15 protein-coding genes are annotated in these 19,161 nt (G+C 45.5%); 1 reads left to right on the plus strand and 14 read right to left on the minus strand.

Features of this window, described 5'->3' with window-relative positions:
* Positions 1–62: 62 nt before the first annotated feature.
* The 4 genes from NL626_RS04800 to guaB form a co-directional block, all read right to left on the minus strand.
* On the minus strand, positions 63–1,766 hold the full coding sequence (locus tag NL626_RS04800; RefSeq protein ID WP_253657037.1) for a chitinase: 1,704 nt from the start codon (positions 1,764–1,766) through the stop codon (positions 63–65).
* A gap of 212 nt (positions 1,767–1,978) precedes the next feature.
* The gene (locus NL626_RS04805; RefSeq protein ID WP_054730033.1) at positions 1,979–3,502 is read right to left on the minus strand and encodes a Na+/H+ antiporter NhaC family protein; all 1,524 of its coding nucleotides are present in this window, start codon (positions 3,500–3,502) and stop codon (positions 1,979–1,981) included.
* A gap of 165 nt (positions 3,503–3,667) precedes the next feature.
* Positions 3,668–5,221 carry a glutamine-hydrolyzing GMP synthase gene (gene guaA / locus NL626_RS04810; protein ID WP_005381685.1) on the minus strand — a complete coding sequence of 518 codons (1,554 nt, stop codon included), beginning with the start codon at positions 5,219–5,221 and terminating at the stop codon, positions 3,668–3,670.
* A gap of 99 nt (positions 5,222–5,320) precedes the next feature.
* Positions 5,321–6,787, minus strand: coding sequence for an IMP dehydrogenase (gene guaB / locus NL626_RS04815; protein ID WP_017633908.1), 1,467 nt, complete (start codon positions 6,785–6,787; stop codon positions 5,321–5,323).
* Between the two features lie 231 nt (positions 6,788–7,018).
* Here guaB and xseA point away from each other — a divergent pair, with 231 nt between their 5' ends.
* A complete protein-coding gene (gene xseA, locus NL626_RS04820; protein ID WP_017633909.1) occupies positions 7,019–8,350 on the plus strand; it encodes an exodeoxyribonuclease VII large subunit in 1,332 nt (443 codons plus the stop codon).
* A 13-nt stretch (positions 8,351–8,363) separates the two neighbouring features.
* Here the strand turns inward: xseA and NL626_RS04825 are convergent, their stop codons facing one another.
* From NL626_RS04825 to ndk, 10 genes are all read right to left on the minus strand, one after another.
* Positions 8,364–8,588, minus strand: coding sequence for a zinc ribbon domain-containing protein (locus tag NL626_RS04825; protein ID WP_005381691.1), 225 nt, complete (start codon positions 8,586–8,588; stop codon positions 8,364–8,366).
* Positions 8,589–8,897: 309 nt separating this feature from the next.
* Entirely contained in the window at positions 8,898–9,773 is an 876-nt protein-coding gene (locus NL626_RS04830) for an alanyl-tRNA editing protein (protein WP_253657038.1), read from the minus strand.
* 59 nt (positions 9,774–9,832) lie between these two features.
* On the minus strand, positions 9,833–11,329 hold the full coding sequence (der, locus tag NL626_RS04835) for a ribosome biogenesis GTPase Der (RefSeq protein WP_017820569.1): 1,497 nt from the start codon (positions 11,327–11,329) through the stop codon (positions 9,833–9,835).
* A gap of 167 nt (positions 11,330–11,496) precedes the next feature.
* Positions 11,497–12,657 carry an outer membrane protein assembly factor BamB gene (gene bamB, locus NL626_RS04840; protein ID WP_005381696.1) on the minus strand — a complete coding sequence of 387 codons (1,161 nt, stop codon included), beginning with the start codon at positions 12,655–12,657 and terminating at the stop codon, positions 11,497–11,499.
* 12 nt (positions 12,658–12,669) lie between these two features.
* A complete protein-coding gene (locus tag NL626_RS04845; RefSeq protein ID WP_005381697.1) occupies positions 12,670–13,284 on the minus strand; it encodes a YfgM family protein in 615 nt (204 codons plus the stop codon).
* A gap of 126 nt (positions 13,285–13,410) precedes the next feature.
* Complete coding sequence (gene hisS / locus NL626_RS04850; protein WP_005381698.1) at positions 13,411–14,679, minus strand: histidine--tRNA ligase; 1,269 nt, start codon at positions 14,677–14,679, stop codon at positions 13,411–13,413.
* Between the two features lie 26 nt (positions 14,680–14,705).
* On the minus strand, positions 14,706–15,824 hold the full coding sequence (gene ispG / locus NL626_RS04855; RefSeq protein ID WP_005381699.1) for a flavodoxin-dependent (E)-4-hydroxy-3-methylbut-2-enyl-diphosphate synthase: 1,119 nt from the start codon (positions 15,822–15,824) through the stop codon (positions 14,706–14,708).
* 6 nt (positions 15,825–15,830) lie between these two features.
* The gene (gene rodZ, locus NL626_RS04860) at positions 15,831–16,781 is read right to left on the minus strand and encodes a cytoskeleton protein RodZ (RefSeq protein ID WP_005381700.1); all 951 of its coding nucleotides are present in this window, start codon (positions 16,779–16,781) and stop codon (positions 15,831–15,833) included.
* Between the two features lie 435 nt (positions 16,782–17,216).
* Complete coding sequence (locus NL626_RS04865) at positions 17,217–18,344, minus strand: bifunctional tRNA (adenosine(37)-C2)-methyltransferase TrmG/ribosomal RNA large subunit methyltransferase RlmN (RefSeq protein WP_253657039.1); 1,128 nt, start codon at positions 18,342–18,344, stop codon at positions 17,217–17,219.
* A gap of 373 nt (positions 18,345–18,717) precedes the next feature.
* A complete protein-coding gene (gene ndk / locus NL626_RS04870) occupies positions 18,718–19,143 on the minus strand; it encodes a nucleoside-diphosphate kinase (protein WP_042521171.1) in 426 nt (141 codons plus the stop codon).
* Between the last annotated feature and the right edge of the window lie 18 nt (positions 19,144–19,161).

Genomic DNA, 19,161 nt, shown 5'->3' on the forward strand with positions numbered 1-19,161 from the left:
TAAAAAAAGACCCTGCAAAAAAGCAGAGTCTTTATAGATGGTTAGGTTGTTTTTTTACTCAATCACTGACAAGAAATCTCGTCCCAGAACCAGTTGCTTTGCGTTGGGCTTTCCCACACTCCAGGGCCATTTTTTGCGACAAAACATTTGTTTTGGTACGTCACTTTATCGCCGTTAGCAACTTGCGTTACACCCGGATCCCACTGAATAAAATTGCCTGTCACTGGTGGTTCTGGCTCGGTTACTGGCGGCTCAGGTTCTGTGACGGGCGGCTCTGGCTCAGTCACAGGTGGTTCAGGTTCCGTTGTAGGCGGCTCCGTAGGAGTCCCTGAAACCAGCTTCCACGGGTCTCCTTTCGTTGGCTCATTACCTTGTGACCACCATTTCGCTTCGTAAACAGCACCTTGGTAAGAAACTTGATCACCCGTGTTATATACTTTGCCAGAATCCCAAGCTGCCACACCACCTACAGGCGGATCGACCGGATCCACTGGGTCTGCCTTGTCAACTACACGAACTTCTGGCCAACCCGCATGAGATTGGTAGAAGTTAGTTACACATTTCTCATAGTCACCCGCAACTAGCGCAGAGTAAGCCGTTTGGAAACCAACAAGCTCACATTCAAATGAGTGACCTCCAGGACGATCTGAGTAGTATTTCCAGTTACCATCCCAGTTGGTGTAAAGCACGTCTGTCGCACCATTTAGATTTAAGCTGCCGTAAGGCGTCTGCTGCCAACAGGTATTGGTCTCATCGGCTTCAATTGGAATTTGATAATGAGCGGCAAGTCCTTCCCAATAGCGAATACGGTTAACAGGTTGACCTTTATCTTTGTTTTGCTCCCCACACTCAATACCTCCATTGATCACGTTGATGGTCGTACCAAAGCCGTAACCAATGCCAGCATCAAGCTCACGCTGTGAAGGCACCCAAGTACGGTCAATCACATGTAGCATTGCTGGTTTCGGTGCTTGTGGGGTTAGGAAGAACCAGATAGCCGATGCTAAGTTCAGCCACGAATCCGCAACCAAGCCTGGATTTTTTAGCAATACAGATGCATCACCATCAAACATCACTTCAGAGAACGCGCCATAGTTAAAATGGTAAGAAAGCTGTTTTGCACCACGTCCAAAGTAACCTTGTCCAGGTTCACATGGCCAGCGTTTGTTTTGCCAGTCATTTTGACCACAACCTGTTGTGTAACCTTCTTGCCCTTCAGACCATCCCATTTCTCGCACATGAACCAAAGCTTGCTGCCACTCTTCCAACCCTAGCGGATTATCCGATACGTTATCGATCGAAATATGGCCACCGGTTTCTTGTGCAAAGTGAGCAAACGCTGTCACGATCGATTTTTTACAAATTGCATCCGAATCACGACCGTCTGTGTACTCACCACAGAATGCAGGGAACTTACCAATTGCACGTAGGAAACGCGTGTAAGTGTATTCAGGTGCCGCCATTTGAGTCAGGAAGTCCCACTCACTTTCGGGGAATACACGCTCTACACGCTTCACGTTTTCTGGGTTGGTTGTCGCCCCTGGAACAATCGCTTCAACCACTGAGTTCGGGCGTGTCTCTAATGCTTGTGACCAAATGGCATACATAGGATCAGAAGTTTTGCTTTGCTCTACGGCTTGAACGTCACCACGAGCAATAACATAACCATTCGGATTTTGCGGATCGGGCTGAATATTCATACTCGCATTCACTTGTGCTGCTAAGACACAACTCAATGCAAGAGGAAGATGTTTGAGTGCAAACATGTCTAGTCTCCGGATTTCAACAATACAATATACGAGGAATAACTAGACATATAGTGGATCATATATACGAAACACCGAGCCAAGTACGTTGATTCTGCGAGACAAAATGAATAAATAGGTCCTCACACACATTTTGTCACAAGAAAAATGTTACCTTGACTCAAAAGAAAAGCGGAGACCCTGTGAGCCTCCGCTTTGTGATGTTTCTCTCTTTATTGTTCTGCCGAAACCACCTCTAGCTTCGCGGTTGACTTTTGTTTAGACAGCACAAAATAAACCACACACTGAGAAATAATTGCGGCAAGCACAATCACTGGTGAGGCGTTGATTCCAGCTAAAAGAAAACACCCTAATGCGATCATTCCATTGAGTAATGCGTAGGGCAATTGTGTACGGAAGTGCTCATACTGTTCACACCCCGCTCCTGTCGACGACAAAATCGTAGTTTCAGAGATGGGAGAACAGTGATCGCCAAACAAGCCACCAGATAATACCGCACCAATACAAACCAACAGTGGTGCATCAATCGCAACGGCAGTTGGGATCACTAATGGCATCATGATGGCGAACGTCCCCCAAGATGATCCCGTAGCGAATGAGATAACACCAGCAAGCAAAAAGGCGACTGCTGGCAATAGCCAGTACGGGAAACCGGCTTGAGCTTGTTCAGCAATGTATGCAGCTGCACCTAATTCTTTCCCAACCGAGCTAAGTGCCCAAGCCAATACCAAAATCACGGCTACAGACATCATGTTCGACATCCCTTTTAGGTAAACCTGAATGCCATCAGAGAGTTTTCTTACGCCATAAAACGCCATCAGCGCAATCAAAGTAAAGGCTGCGAAGAAATATGCCGAAGAAAGTGCAGCCCTGAACGTTGAGCCTGCTACTTTTTGAAATGGAAAACCGTGTGGCACGAGGATGGTACATAGAACCACCAGCATAACGAGCAAAGGTGCCCATACAAAACTAGATTTTGCATTTTTATGCGTAAACACATTCATGGACTCCTGCACTTTCCCAAAGTCGGAGCCCTGCTCTGCTAGTTGTTCAGCCTTCGCCATCGGTCCGAAATCTAATTTGAAGAAAGAGACAATCGGCACAATCGCGATCGCAAGAAAGGCGTAAAACTGATACGGGATCGCACCAATGAAAGCATCCCAATCACTCATACTGACATTCAGGGCAGTAAACTCTTTTTGAATCAATCCCATGATGTAAACGCCCCATCCGATAAAAGGGATCAAGATTGCGACGGGAGAGGAAGTAGAGTCGATAATAAAAGCTAATTTTTGGCGTGATACTTTTAACTTATCAAATAAAGGGCGAAAAACAGGGCCAACAATCAGTGGTGTACCAAGGTCTGAGAAGAAAATAACCACACCACCGAACCATGCGGACAGTTGAGCTTGGCATTTACTCGCAACCCATTGAGTAACCTTTTTAGCAAACGCCACACCACCGCCAGATTTCTCCATCAAGGCAACAAAGCCACCAATAAAGACCAAGAGCAAAATGACGCCCGCATTGTAGCTGTCAGTTAATTGCGGCAGTAGATAGCTTTTCATCAATGCACTAAACGAGTCTAGTGGCCCTTTTTCGACAAATGTCCCTTCGAGCATAGCGACACCACTCACCACACCGGCGAATAAACCAACAACGACATTTCTTGTGGTCAGCGCGAGGAAAAGAGTAATAAGGATGGGAATGAGAGAGGTAACGTCAGCCTGTTCCATAGCAATACCATTTATGATAATCAAACAATTAAAATGAATATATATTTAATTTAACCGCATGTATATATCTCTCACGAAAAAGTTGAGCCTCCTCTTCACAAACTTGAAGTACAAAAAAACCAGCCCGAAGGCTGGTTCTTATAAACTCAACTGTCTAGAGGAAAATTATTCCCACTCGATAGTCGCTGGTGGCTTACCTGAAATGTCGTAAACAACACGAGAAATGCCATCAACTTCGTTGATAATACGGTTAGAAACCTTACCTAGGAAGTCATATGGTAGGTGTGCCCAATGAGCAGTCATGAAGTCGATAGTTTCTACCGCACGTAGAGACACAACCCAATCGTACTTACGGCCATCGCCCATTACACCAACAGAACGTACTGGTAGGAATACCGTGAACGCTTGAGATACTTTGTTGTATAGATCAGCTGCGTGAAGCTCTTCAATAAAGATAGCATCAGCACGGCGTAGCAAGTCACAGTACTCTTTCTTGATTTCACCAAGAACACGAACACCTAGACCAGGACCTGGGAATGGGTGGCGGTAAAGCATGTTGTAAGGCAGGCCTAATTCTAGACCAATCTTACGAACTTCATCTTTGAACAGCTCACGTAGTGGCTCAACAAGACCCATTTCCATGTCATCTGGAAGACCGCCCACGTTGTGGTGCGATTTGATCACGTGCGCTTTACCAGTCTTAGATGCAGCTGACTCGATTACATCAGGGTAAATCGTACCTTGAGCTAGCCATTTCGCGTTTTTCAGCTTCTTAGACTCTTCATCAAATACATCTACGAATACGTGACCGATAGTCTTACGCTTCTCTTCTGGGTCAGACTTGCCTTCAAGTGCTTTTAGGAAGCGTTCTTCAGCGTCAACTTTGATGATGTTCAAACCAAATTGGTCGCCGAACATATCCATTACTTGTTGACCTTCGTTTAGACGAAGTAAACCGTTATCAACAAATACACACGTTAGCTTGTCGCCGATTGCACGGTGAACTAGCATCGCGACTACCGATGAATCAACACCACCAGATAGACCTAGGATAACTTCGTCGTCACCCACTTGCTCTTTAATACGAGCAACCGCGTCTTCGATGATAGATTCAGAAGTCCATAGACGTTCACAGCCACATACGCCAAGAACAAAGTTCTCAAGCATTTGTAGGCCACCTTTTGTGTGTGTCACTTCTGGGTGGAACTGAACGCCGTAGTATTTCTTCTCTTCATTCGCCATCGCAGCGTAAGGACAAGTGTCTGTCTCACCAACTTTTACGAAATCGGCTGGGATCTCTACTACTTTGTCGCCATGGCTCATCCAAACGTCTTGAGTTGCTTCAAGGTCTTTAAATAGAGCACATTCACCAGAAACTTTAACCTGAGCGTAGCCAAACTCACGTTCGTTAGAGCCCGCCACTTTGCCTCCTAGCTGTTCCGCCATGGTTTGCATGCCGTAACATACGCCAAGCAAAGGAACACCAGAATCAAACACATATTGAGGCGCGCGTGGAGAGTTCTCTTCCGTTACGCTTTCTGGACCGCCAGATAGGATAATGCCATCTGGGTTGAATTCGCGAATATCCGCTTCTTCTACATCCCAGCTCCATAGTTCACAGTAAACGCCGATTTCACGTACGCGGCGTGCTACTAATTGAGTGTACTGAGAACCGAAGTCCAAGATCAGAATACGTTGGTCATGGATATTTTTAGTCATTTTGAGCAGTCTTTTTAAGGCTAAGTGATTAAAACCGAGGCGAGTGTACTCGCCTCTTCTTAATGCTTCAAGGAAAAAGCAAACGTTTCCGTTAGGTAATTAGTTCCCTAGACGGTAGTTCGGTGCTTCCTTAGTAATTTGAACATCGTGTACATGAGACTCTTGCATACCAGCACCAGAGATACGTACAAATTCAGCTTTCGTACGCATATCTTCGATAGTTGCAGAACCAGTTAGACCCATGCTTGAACGTAGACCACCCATTTGTTGGTGTACGATCTCTTTTAGACGGCCTTTGTATGCGATACGACCTTCGATACCTTCTGGTACTAGCTTGTCCGCTGCGTTGTCAGACTGGAAGTAACGGTCAGAAGAACCTTGAGACATAGCACCAAGAGAACCCATGCCACGGTAAGACTTGTAAGAACGGCCGTTGTATAGAATCACTTCACCCGGCGCTTCTTCAGTACCTGCAAACATAGAACCAACCATCACACATGATGCGCCAGCTACGATTGCTTTACAGATATCACCTGAGAAACGGATACCACCGTCAGCAATAACCGGAATACCATAATCATTAGCCACTTCTGCCGCATCTGCGATTGCAGTGATTTGTGGAACTCCCACACCCGTTACAATACGAGTTGTACAGATAGAACCAGGGCCGATACCCACTTTCACTGCGCTTACGCCAGCTTCGATTAGTGCTTTAGCACCAGCACCTGTTGCTACGTTACCACCGATGATGTCTAGATCTGGGTAAGCAGCGCGAGTTTCGCGGATGCGGTTTAGTACACCTTCAGAATGTCCGTGTGAAGAGTCGATAAGTAGAATGTCAACGCCTGCTTCAACTAGAGCAGCAACACGCTCTTCGTTACCAGCGCCAGCACCAACGGCTGCGCCAACACGTAGGCGACCACGCTCATCTTTACATGCGTTTGGTTTACGTTCTGCTTTGTGGAAGTCTTTCGCAGTAATCATACCGGTTAGTTGGAACTCATCATTCACAACCAATACTTTCTCTACACGAGCTTCGTGCATTTTCTCTTGCACTTCTTCTCGTGTTGCACCTTCTTTAACTGCTGCCAACTTCTCTTTTGGCGTCATTACTGAAGATACTTTCTTAGAAAGGTCCGTCACAAAACGAACGTCACGACCAGTGATAATACCAACAAGCTCATTGCTCTCAGTGACAACAGGGAAACCTGCAAAACCATGCTTTTCAGTGAGTGCAACAACATCAGCGATGGTCGCGTCAGGGTTTACAGTAACCGCGTCAGTTACCATACCAGCTTCGAACTTCTTAACTTTACGAACTTCGGCTGCCTGCTGCTCAATAGACATGTTCTTGTGGATAAAGCCAATGCCACCCTCTTGCGCTAGCGCAATTGCTAGACGAGCTTCAGTAACAGTGTCCATAGACGCTGAAATCATTGGGATGTTTAGGGTGATGTTCTTAGTTAGCTGAGTGCGAAGATCAGCTGTGTTTGGGAGAACGGTGGAGTGTGCTGGCACAAGTAGTACGTCATCGAATGTCAGCGCTTCTTTGGCAATTCTTAGCATTTGCAATATCTCACAATTAGAGGAGTAAAAAGAACAATCCAATCTCATCGTTTCGCATAATGAGGGTAACCTGCGTTAGCAACTAGCTACATTTGGATTAGATATTGCGGAGGGATTATACGGTTAACGCAATCGCTTGACCACAAATTTTTTAATTTTTTTCTTGCAATTACCCCCTTGCTATGTATTATATTGCCGCTAATTTCCATACTCACGTCTAAGAGATTAGCTGTGCTCTCCAAGACCAATCAAAACATCTTTACTGTTTCTCGTCTCAACGCAGAAGTTCGTTTACTCCTTGAAAACGAAATGGGGATCGTTTGGCTCGTCGGAGAGATATCCAACTTTTCAGCTCCTGTCTCTGGTCACTGGTACCTCACTCTTAAAGACTCTCGCGCTCAAGTTAAATGTGCCATGTTTCGTGGTAACAATCGCCGCGTTACTTTCAAACCCGCTAACGGTAATCAAGTCCTAGTAAAAGCTCGTCTGTCTCTTTATGAGCCTCGCGGTGACTACCAATTGATCATCGAAAGCATGCAACCGGAAGGTGATGGCCGTCTTCAACAAGAGTTTGAAGAGCTGAAAATGAAGCTTGCAGCAGAAGGGTTGTTCGCGCAAATCAATAAGCAATCTTTGCCTGAGCACCCTAAACGTGTTGGCGTCATCACATCGAAAACTGGTGCCGCGCTTTACGATATCTTAGACGTATTGAAACGTCGTGATCCTTCCCTACCTGTTGTGATTTATCCGACAGTGGTACAAGGTGAGGACGCAGCCATTCAAATTGCACAAGCCATTGGTCGCGCTAACAGCCGTGATGAATGTGATGTACTAATTGTGGGCCGAGGTGGTGGTTCATTAGAAGACTTATGGTGCTTTAACAACGAGATATTAGCTCGCACGATTGCAGCAAGCCAAATTCCTATTATTAGCGCCGTTGGACATGAAGTTGACGTGACAATAGCTGATTTTGTCGCCGACGTACGCGCGCCTACTCCATCAGCAGCCGCTGAGCTAGTAAGCCGTGATAACAGCCACAAAGATCAAGCTTTAGTTACCCGCCAGCATAAGTTAGCGAGCGCGATGCGTTACTACCTAGCACAACAAAAGCAGCAATCTGCTCAATTAGTGCACCGTCTAGAGAGACAGCACCCAAGCTATCGCTTGCAACGTCAGACGCAACAGTTAGATGAGTTGGACATGCGCTTACAGCGAGCGATGAGTCGTTTTATTGCCTTGCGTCAACAGCGAATCGAGCGTCAACATTATCGGCTGCAATTAAATTCTCCTGTAACACGCCTTGCCGAGCAGAAGTCGAAGCTAGAACGTGTTGAGCAAAAGCTCATGGATGCAATGGATCGCAAATTACTGACTATGCGCCATCAACTCGCGATTGCCGCAGAAAAGTTGGACACCGTCAGCCCACTAGCGACATTGAAACGAGGTTACTCAATTACTCAAACTGAGCAAGGTAAAGTAATTACGCAATCTTCAGATGTAAAGTCGGGAGATGTATTGATTACCCGGTTAGCCGAAGGTGACGTTCGTTCTACCGTTAACTGAATACAAACTCTGGTTAACTGACTTTCTGGAACTCAAATCGGACACGTGATTTTGATTTGAGTTCATTACACACATTACAAAAGTAACTCGCAGCACCGCATGCTTGCAGCTTCTCCAGCTCCGCCTCACAATCAGGGCAAAAACCTACCTTTTTAAAATCCGATTCACACTGTGCACAATGGTATTGTCCTGTCCATTCCAGTTCGACATTGCAAGTCGGGCAAATGTTCTGCTGCATATCCCGTTCCTCTCTCTAAACTAAGCAATTTCGAGTAACGCATGCTACTCAAAATAACGAACAAGTGTGTTGATCTTCATCACCGCCCCAACAAGTTTCACGAGGCGTTAACCATACTTGATACGTAGGATCTTATACTGATCGTCTGATATTTACTCCTTGATCAGCGATCACCCCTTAAAAGAATATTTATATAACCACACACCGAAAGCATAAGTTACATATTCTGCATTCCAATTTAAGACAGAATAAAAAACCATAGAGAGATTTAATTAAACGAAAAACCAGAATTTAATAAAAAGATCTTATTCAAAAAGCAGTGTTTACATTGGTGTGCATTTCGATAGTTTGAGCGTCGAGCTTAACGAGTTTAACTTGGATAAAAGCAAACTCATTTAAATGGCTCGCATGCGTTCCACCACAAGGGATTACCGCTAATTGACCTTCCCCTAAATCGCACTTCCAATAGCGAGAATCCGTTAATCTATCGCCGTGGCATTCCATGGTGATCATCGCATCTCTTTGAAGCCATTCAACCAGTTGGCCATTCACTTTTTCTGCAATCGCCTGGAGGTCATTCAGCATATCTGCACTGTTTAATCCTCTTTTACGGAGTGTTTTGCCTAAACGGTACGTATCGAGGCACTTGTCTGGAGTGACATAACTAGTAACTTGCGCATAGCTATTAAAGTCATAATAACCATGTGGGTCTTTGCGGTCTGCGTCTTTTCGCCAATAGTCTTCCGATAGTACTTTATTCAACGCCAAATACGCTAAGTGTCCTGCAGTGTGGCCTCGACTCACAGCATTTTGATAGTCTTTATCTACCGCTAATGTTACCAAGTCATTAATTGCAAATGATTCCGTACGTGATAAAACATGCACGACGACAAACACCCAACCTTCAGCATCACGCTTTACAGGGATGTCACTACCCACATACAAAGCACCACTTTCCTGTTCCACTGCTCCAACTTGGCAATCTACCACGTCATGCTCAGCCCCATTCACCTTCAACGTTCCTTTGTCTGCAGGGTGATCCGGCCATATGTGACTAACGGGATGGAACGGCGTGACATCTGTAATAACGTAAGTCACTTCTTCCGTAGATTGAACGCGCTGTATTTGTGCTTCTAATTGCCATGTTTGATGACAAAAACGAGTCTTTGTTGCTGTGATAGTCATTTTTACGATTACTTTTGATAAAAAAATACCCAAGTAGAAACTTGGGTATTCGAATTTCATTATTTATTGCGGTTTTTCACCATCGACATCATACGCTTACGTTTACGCTCTTGTGATAGCGTAAGCTTATTCGTACGGTTCTCGTATGGGTTATCACTGTTGTGGAAGTTAATGCGAATCGGTGTTCCCATAATTTCCAGAGACTTACGGAAGTAGTTCATCAGATAACGTTTATACGAATCTGGCAATTCACGAACCATGTTACCGTGGATAACAACGATCGGTGGGTTGTAACCACCTGCGTGTGCGTATTTGAGTTTGATACGACGACCACGAACCATTGGCGGCTGGTGATCATCCACTGCCATCTTCATGATACGCGTCAGTACTGACGTACCCACGCGCGTTGTCGCCGAGTTATATGCTTCTTGGATAGATTCAAACAAGTGACCAACGCCAGTACCGTGCAGCGCAGAGATAAAGTGGATACGCGCGAAGTCGACGAATCCTAGACGGCGGTCCAGTTCTTTCTTCACGCTTTCTTTCACGTCACTGTCTAGACCATCCCACTTGTTAACGGCGATGACAATTGAGCGGCCAGCATTCAGTGCAAAACCAAGCAAGCTTAGGTCTTGGTCTGAAATATTTTCACGTGCATCAATCACCAGTAGAACGACGTTTGCATCTTCTACCGCTTTCAGCGTCTTAACAACAGAGAACTTTTCAACCGTTTCATTGATACGACCACGACGACGAACACCTGCGGTGTCAATTAGTACGTATTCGCGTCCATCACGTTCCATCGGGATGTAGATAGAATCGCGCGTTGTACCTGGCATATCGTATACAACTACACGTTCTTCACCCAGAATACGGTTAGTCAGTGTCGATTTACCTACATTCGGACGACCGATGATCGCCAACTTAATCGGCTGCTCTTGAAGGCGCTTGAATTCAGCTTCTGCGTCTTCTTCAGTGTAATCTTCAACAAGAGGCTCTTCGTCTTCGAATCCAGTCAGGTCTTCAATCTCACCTTCTTCAGATTCACTTGTTAATAGATCATCAAAGAATGGAGATAAAGCACGCTCAAGCAAAGCGGTCACACCACGGCCATGAGCAGCCGCTATCTGGTACATATCATCCACTCCGAGCTGCCAAAAATCAGCACACGCCGCATCGGCATCAATACCATCGATTTTGTTTACTACCAGCATCGCTGGCTTTTCAATTTTACGCAGATGCGCAGCAATTGCTTCATCTGAAGGTGTCAGACCAGCACGACCGTCAACAAGGAACAACACAACATCAGCCTCATCAATCGCGGCTAATGACTGTTCTGCCATCTTTGTTTCCACGCCTTCTTCTGTGCCATCGATACCACCGGTATCAATCACAATGAATTCGTGCTCTTCACCAAGTCTCGCCTGGCCATATTTACGGTCTCGCGTTAGGCCTGGAAAGTCCGCAACCAACGCGTCACGAGTGCGAGTCAATCGGTTAAATAGTGTAGATTTACCTACGTTCGGACGCCCTACTAGAGCTACAACAGGTACCATAACAACCTCTACAATAATCTTTCTTCTGTAGTTATAGGTAACGACTTGCTCGATGCCAAATCAAACCAGATTTTTACCTATAACCACGTCAGGGTTAATAAATTCAAACAACAAAACGGCTCCTAGCTGTCACCAGCCAGGAGCCGAATGTGAATTATATCACGATATTATTCGTTAATGGTTAGTTTCTTTACATCGCCGTTGCGAGTTGTAATCACATAACCATCCGACAATAACGTCGGGCCAACAGCCAAGCCGCTATCATCGACAAACTGCTGCGCAACAAATTCGCCCGTTGAACGATCCATCCAGTGAAGGTAACCAAGCGTGTCACCGACAACGAGATAATTGCCAACAATAACTGGCGCTGTAAGTTGTCGGTGCTCAAGCAAGCTGTTTTCCCACAACTCAGTCCCGCTTCGTGAATCAACGGCAACAACATGATCTTTTTCCGTTATCACAAAGATGCGACTACCATCTGTAGAAATGTCTGTCGCAGATGAGTAATTACGCTTCCAAATCGGGTTCGCTGAACGCAAGTCAATGGCGATAAGTTGACCATTGTATCCAATGGTGAAAAGAGTACCGCCTAGCACAATTGGCGATGAATCAACGTCAACCAAACGATCAATTTCTGTCGCGCCTTTTGGCGTACCAACAGGCTGTTGCCAAATCAACTGACCACGCTCAACGATAGCAGCTGCGAGTCGGCCATTTGCCGTTCCCCAAAATACACCGCCGCCAATTGCAGTCGGAGTACTGTCGCCACGTAAAGTTAAGTTCGGCACTTCTGTACTCAATGCCCAGCGTTGCTCACCTGTACTCTCATTAAGGGCAATCAACATGCCTCGGCTAGTATTGATGATAATAAGGCCTGAATCTGCAACTGGCTTCGCCAGTACCTCACCACCAACTTTTACACGCCAAACAATTTCACCAGTTTCTTGGTCAAGAGAGATGACTTCACCATTCTCAGAGCCAATGTAAAGGTTTCCGTATGCCGCTGTGATACCACCAGAGAGACGAGCAATGACATCTTCTTCTAGGTCCGTTTGCCAACGTTGTTTACCGTTTTCAGGATCCAGCGCTTTTACTAAGCCATCACGACTTGCCACGAACAATGTATCATTCGCAAATACAGGGGATAGTTTTGAAAAGTAATGACCAACACCATCGCCAACCGATGTGCTCCACTCACTACTGGTTGTAAACTGACTGTCTACCTGAGGTAGTGGCGCCATTACAATGGTGTCTTTCTCACCTGCACAACCGGCAAGTACTCCCATTGTTAACGCCCCTAGCAAGGCTTTCTTAAAGACTCTTTTCATCCAATGCGGTCCTTATTTCGCCAGATCGTCCAATTTCATTTGTAGTGTCGGGCTTGCATCTGCCGCTTGCTGAGCTTCAGTATACGCAGCGTACGCAGCATCTTTGTCACCTTGGCGAATCGCAATATCGCCACGAAGTTCAGCAATACGACCTGTCCATGCTGTATCAGTGACGTTACTTAGCTCTGCCGTTGCAGCGTCGAAGTTACCCATTTCCGTCTCAATACGCGCAATGCGGTAACTAATCAATGGTAACAACGCAGCATCTTGAGTGTTGCTTTGCGCCCACTTCAGTTGCTCCAATGCAGCAGAAAGGTCTTGAGCTTCAACTTGTGCTTTAGCAAGTTGTAGCGCAGCCAATACTGAATATTCTTTTACTTCATTTGACTCAATGAAAGCTTTCACGTCAGCTTGAGCATCAGTGCCTTTGTCTTGCAAAGCATTCATTGCTGTCGTGTAGCTTTGAGAAGCTGCTTCACTCGCCTGAATCACAGAATCCTGGTAGTAACGCCAGCCAAATAGACCACCTAAACCAACAACCGCACCGATGATGACGGCTTTGCCGTTTTCCTTCCACCAGTCTTTAATGGCTTCAACTTGTTGCTCTTCAGTATCGTAAAGTTCCACTTCCTGTCCTCTTAAAACATGTAAATGGCAGCTTAGCTGCCATTGTTCCTATTTCGTTTAAAGGCTCCACATTTGGGAGCCTTAGCTTACGAACTAGGATGTAATTTTGTTAGATTACTAAAAGACTTAAATCAGTGCTGCGATCTTTTCTGCAACTTCTGCTTGGTTGTAAGTCTCTTGCTCACCACCAGCTAAGTCTTTCAGTACTACGGTATTATCCGCAACTTCGTTTTCGCCCAGAACCAATGCTACAACAGCACCAACTTTGTCTGCGCGTTTAAACTGTTTCTTGAAGTTACCGCCACCGAAGTGATTCATCACACGAACGCCTGGAACAGACTCGCGAAGCTGTTCTGCTAGCTTCATTCCTGCCATCATGGTGCCTTCACCCGCAGTGACTACGTACACGTCAACACTGCGACGAACGTCTGTCAGTTCCAACGTTTCTAGCATCAGTACTAGGCGCTCTAGGCCCATTGCAAAGCCAACCGCTGGTGTTGGTTTACCACCTAATTGCTCTACAAGGCCATCGTAACGACCACCGCCACATACAGTGCCTTGAGCACCTAGGCTCTCAGTGATCCACTCAAATACCGTGCGATTGTAGTAATCCAGACCACGAACTAGACGTTCGTTAACTGTGTATTTGATACCTGCGGCGTCTAAAAGTTCACATAGACCTGCGAAGTGTGCTTTAGACTCTTCACCCAAGTAATCTGAAAGGCGAGGTGCATCACCTAAAATAGCTTGAACGTCTGGGTTCTTCGTATCCAGAACACGCAGTGGATTCGTGTGCATGCGACGCTTACAATCTTCGTCTAGCACATCAATATGTTGCTCAAGGAATGCAACCAGTGCAGTACGGTAGTCTGCGCGGTCTTCTTGAGAACCGATAGAGTTCAGCTCAAGACGGACATGCTCATTGATACCTAGCTCACGCCATAGACGCGCCGTCATCATGATAAGCTCTGCATCAACATCTGGACCATTTAGACCAAACACCTCAACACCACACTGGTGGAATTGACGGTAACGACCTTTCTGCGGACGTTCATGGCGGAACATAGGCCCCATGTACCACAGACGCTGTTCATCACGGTTGATCAGGCTGTTTTGGATACATGAACGTACACAACCCGCCGTACCTTCTGGGCGAAGTGTTAGGCTGTCGCCGTTACGGTCATCAAAAGTGTACATTTCTTTTGAAACGACGTCTGTTTCTTCACCAACAGCGCGGCTGAATAGGTTTGTTTCTTCAACGATTGGCATGCGCACTTCGTTATAACCGTATGCGCTAATTACATTTTTCACTGTGTTTTCTAATTTTTGCCACAGTGGCGACTGAGTTGGGAGACAATCGTTCATGCCTCGAATTGCTTGAATTGTTTTTGCCACAATACTTACCGTAATTCTCGTTGAGATTAATCTTGTACTTTAACTTCGATGCGGTTTTCGCCATTCATCATAGCTGCTTTCGCACGGATCTTAGCTTCTAGCTTATTCACAAGGTCATCGTTATCAAAGCGCTCTTTCTGGCGTTTACCATCTTCGTAGAATGCGCTCTTCTTGTTACTACCTGCTAGACCTAAGTGAGAAACTTCTGCTTCACCAGGGCCGTTTACCACACAACCGATGATAGACACATCCATTGGCGTGATGATGTCTTCTAAACGTTGCTCCAGTGCATTCACCGTACCAATCACATCGAATTCTTGGCGTGAGCAGCTTGGGCACGCAATAAAGTTGATGCCTCGAGAGCGAATGCGCAGAGATTTAAGGATGTCAAAACCGACTTTGATTTCTTCAACTGGATCGGCAGCCAAAGAGATACGCAGCGTATCGCCTATCCCTTCAGATAACAGCATACCTAAGCCAACAGATGACTTAACAGCGCCAGCTCGAGCACCACCCGCCTCTGTGATACCTAAATGAAGAGGCTGATCGATTTTCTTCGCCAGCAGACGATATGAATCCACCGCAAGAAAAACGTCTGAAGCTTTCACGCTAACTTTAAATTGGTCAAAGTTAAGACGATCGAGATGATCTACGTGACGCATCGCCGATTCAACCAAGGCTTCTGGCGTTGGCTCACCGTATTTCATCTGTAGGTCTTTTTCCAAAGATCCACCATTGACACCAATACGGATCGGGATGTTTTTATCGCGAGCGCAATCGACAACAGCGCGAATGCGTTCTTCATTGCCGATGTTACCTGGGTTGATACGTAAACAGTCAACTCCGTACTCCGCAACTTTCAGCGCGATACGATAGTCGAAATGAATATCAGCCACTAATGGTACAGAAACTTGCTGTTTAATCAGTTTGAAAGCTTCTGCTGCGTCCATCGTAGGTACAGAAACTCGAACGATATCTGCGCCGACTTTTTCTAGTGCTCGGATTTGAGCGACTGTCGCTTCTACGTCAGTCGTGCGAGTGTTAGTCATTGACTGTACTGCAATTGGCGCACCATCACCAATTGGCACATCACCCACATAAATACGCGTCGATTTACGACGAATAATTGGAGATTCGTGTTGCATAATTTTTTATAACGGTAGAGTGAATCTAGCTACTTTGCCTGAAGTATACCCAGAAAGGTCGACAGGTTCACTTGCAAATGTCATTGTAACCCCTTCCGGTGCGCCTAATATCACTTTAAATGGCGCTTTTCCGGTAAGTTCTACATCTTGTCCTGGCTTATGAGTACCACTTACCAGCGTTTTACCATTGGTGTCTTTTACTTGAATCCAACAGTCCGCTTTAAACTTCATAGTAAGAAGTGTCATGCCTTCAGGTACTACTGGCGCAGGCTGTTCCTCTTCCGCCGCTTCAATCACGGCAACAGGTTCTTCAGAATCTACGCTTGTTGTATTTTCAGTTTCAGTCAGCAAAGGATCCGCCCCTTGCTCAACGGATGCTTCAGTCGATTCAGCAACGCCTTCATTAGTTGAAGCAACTTCTTCAGGAGTGCTTGCGATTAACTCTTCAGCCGTCATCAAATCGATATCAGCTAATTCTTGAGCAGTGGGCTGCGGCGCTTCAACACTTGAATCCGTTACTTCCTTAGTTAGGCTATTCTCTTGTTGGTTTTGCCACCACCATGCCGCTGAAATGCCAATAATGACCAGCCCGATAACCCAAGTAAGGAGCATAATACGGCTATTGTGCTTCTCGTCTTTTGTTTTACGAGAGAAGCTTTGCATTTCAATTTCTTGCTCTTGAGGCTGAGCATCGGCAGTCTGCTCTAACGCCGTCAAAACCACCTTCTCATCAAGACCTACGAATTTAGCGTAAGAGCGTAAGTAACCACGCGTAAATGTCGCGACTTGTTGAGATTCAAATCGGTTATTTTCAATATCTTCAATCACAGAAATGCGAAGCCTCAGGCGATCGGCAACTTGCTTTTGGCTCATTCCCAAGGATTCACGTTTGTTTTTCAGTAATGTGCCAGCTTCAATAGAGAGTGGCACTTCATTCGTATTTTCGTGTTCTGTCATAATGGCGGTATTTAATCTGTTTTAGTGGCTAACGTGGTCATGTATTTTCGTTATTGTTCTTAAGCCTCTTTAAAGATAGCTAGCCTAAACGCGTTAACCAAAAATAATAATTTTAAGAAACTCTCAGCGATCTGAGTGCGAATACCCGTTTTGCAAAAATCAGCAAAACGTATGTGAGAAAATGCTGAGAATTATCGGTGTCATAGTTAGTGTTACATATCATGATAAGCGAATGCGCAACGAAGACAAAAACTCTTTACACTCAAACTAACAGATAGCTCAAGCTTTTGTCCAAACTTTGACAAAGGAATTCGAAATTATACCCAAATAACCTTAGGTTGAAGAGTGATAGTCCCAAATCTTGGCGAAAATGTCCTAAACAATAAACAAAATAGCCAGAGCGAATGGCTCTGGCTATTTTTGAATTCCGGTCGTTTATACAGCTTTCACTTCAATGGTATCGGCACCGCGTGACGCTTTCAGCATTGCCGTACGTTTAGTTCGGTCAATTACATCACCGACCAACTGACCACATGCGGCATCAATGTCATCACCACGTGTTTTACGAACCGTAACTGTGTGCTCGTATTGCATCAATGTTTTTTGGAAGCGATCAATACGTGAGTTACTTGGTTTCTTGTAAGGTGAACCTGGGTACGGGTTAAACGGAATCAAGTTAATCTTACATGGTGTGTCTTTCATCAGCTCAGCCAGTTCACGAGCATGGTCCATGTCATCGTTCACATGATCAAGCAACACGTACTCGACTGTTACCTTGCCACGGTTTGCATTCGATGAAGCAATGTAACGACGAACGGATGCTAGGAAATCTTGAATACCCCAACGATCGTTAATTGGCATGATTTCACTACGCAGCTTATCGTTTGGCGCATGAAGAGAGATCGCCAACGCAACGTCGATTTTGCCCGTCATCTGATCAAGACCAGAAACCACACCTGATGTTGATACGGTTACACGACGCTTCGACAAACCAAAGCCAAGGTCATCCAGCATTAACTCCAATGCAGGAATCAAGTTCTTCATATTAAGAAGCGGCTCACCCATGCCCATCATCACGACGTTCGTAATTGGGCGACGGCCTGTTTCTTTCTCAAGACCAATTTCACGTGCAGCACGCCACACCTGACCGATGATCTCTGAAACTTTCAAGTTACGGTTAAAGCCCTGCTGTGCTGTTGAGCAGAACTTACATTCCAATGCACAACCTACTTGAGAAGATACACAAAGCGTTGCGCGATCATCTTCTGGAATGTAAACCGTTTCTACATCCTGATCACCAACCTTCATTGCCCACTTGATCGTGCCGTCTGAAGAATGCTGAGCTTCTGCTACAGTTGGTGCTTTAATTTCACACTTGTGTAAAAGCTTTTCGCGCAGCTTCTTGTTGATGTTTGTCATTTTTTCGAAGTCATCTACACCGAAATGGTAGATCCACTTCATAACCTGATCGGCACGAAACGCTTTCTCGCCAAGTTCTTCCGCGAAAAACTGACGCATGCCTTTGCGATCAAAGTCGAGTAGATTGATTTTTTCAGTGGTCATGTTGCCTCTCAATGACTGAAACAAGAATAAGGGCGCGAATTGTACAGCCTTTATGCAGCTACAACAAGGGGTGTAAGACCCTGAGTTTGCTAAGGCATTAAAATAAAAACGATTAAATTTTAAACAGACTTTGCGGTGAGAATAATGATTAGACAACCGACAGCAAAAGCGTAGAAGTGATACAGAGAAAACAGTGAGAACAAACACACTTAACTAAGCTTTCCCCCCTGTAAGATGCTCAGATTAGCCAACGTCTTCGCGAATAATTACGAATGAACTCGCCGGTGAAATGGAGAACGCGGAATAAAAAACCTCGGACAAATCCGAGGTTGTTACGAACTAGATCATCACGCAAAAGTGATGCATGAACGAGTTAGCGAGAGAAAACTTCTGATTCCGGGAAGAAAAACTCAATTTCACGAGCGGCAGACTCAGGGCTATCGGAACCATGAACTGAATTGTGACGCATGCTGAGTGCGTAATCAGCACGCAAAGTGCCGCATGCCGCTTCCTCTGGGTTGGTTTTACCCATTAGCTCGCGGTAACGTGCAATCGCATTTTCACCTTCCAATACCTGAACCATAATAGGACCAGATGTCATGAACTCTTTTAGAGGAGGGAAAAACTCTTTACCTTCATGCTCTGCATAAAAGCCACTTGCCTGATCTTCTGTCAGGTGAACCATTTTGGCAGCGATGATACGTAGGCCAGCCTTTTCAATACGATTGTAGATTTCACCAATTAGGTTTCGCTCTACAGCATCAGGCTTAATGATTGAAAATGTTCTTTCTAGAGCCATAAAATTTCCTTTCTGTAC

Source organism: Vibrio sp. Y58_MX_L22, assembly GCF_024181865.1.
Classification (GTDB): domain Bacteria; phylum Pseudomonadota; class Gammaproteobacteria; order Enterobacterales; family Vibrionaceae; genus Vibrio; species Vibrio alginolyticus.

Excerpts from the sequence above, each read along its gene's own strand:
- der (WP_017820569.1), bottom strand. The coding sequence starts at position 11,329 with ATGGTACCTGTTGTAGCTCTAGTAGGGCGTCCGAACGTAGGTAAATCT.
- rodZ (WP_005381700.1), bottom strand. The coding sequence starts at position 16,781 with ATGACAGAACACGAAAATACGAATGAAGTGCCACTCTCTATTGAAGCT.
- ispG (WP_005381699.1), bottom strand. The coding sequence starts at position 15,824 with ATGCAACACGAATCTCCAATTATTCGTCGTAAATCGACGCGTATTTAT.
- NL626_RS04800 (WP_253657037.1), bottom strand. The coding sequence starts at position 1,766 with ATGTTTGCACTCAAACATCTTCCTCTTGCATTGAGTTGTGTCTTAGCA.
- guaA (WP_005381685.1), bottom strand. The coding sequence starts at position 5,221 with ATGACTAAAAATATCCATGACCAACGTATTCTGATCTTGGACTTCGGT.
- bamB (WP_005381696.1), bottom strand. The coding sequence starts at position 12,657 with ATGAAAAGAGTCTTTAAGAAAGCCTTGCTAGGGGCGTTAACAATGGGA.
- NL626_RS04830 (WP_253657038.1), bottom strand. The coding sequence starts at position 9,773 with ATGACTATCACAGCAACAAAGACTCGTTTTTGTCATCAAACATGGCAA.
- NL626_RS04865 (WP_253657039.1), bottom strand. The coding sequence starts at position 18,344 with ATGACCACTGAAAAAATCAATCTACTCGACTTTGATCGCAAAGGCATG.
- NL626_RS04805 (WP_054730033.1), bottom strand. The coding sequence starts at position 3,502 with ATGGAACAGGCTGACGTTACCTCTCTCATTCCCATCCTTATTACTCTT.
- guaB (WP_017633908.1), bottom strand. The coding sequence starts at position 6,787 with ATGCTAAGAATTGCCAAAGAAGCGCTGACATTCGATGACGTACTACTT.
- ndk (WP_042521171.1), bottom strand. The coding sequence starts at position 19,143 with ATGGCTCTAGAAAGAACATTTTCAATCATTAAGCCTGATGCTGTAGAG.
- NL626_RS04825 (WP_005381691.1), bottom strand. The coding sequence starts at position 8,588 with ATGCAGCAGAACATTTGCCCGACTTGCAATGTCGAACTGGAATGGACA.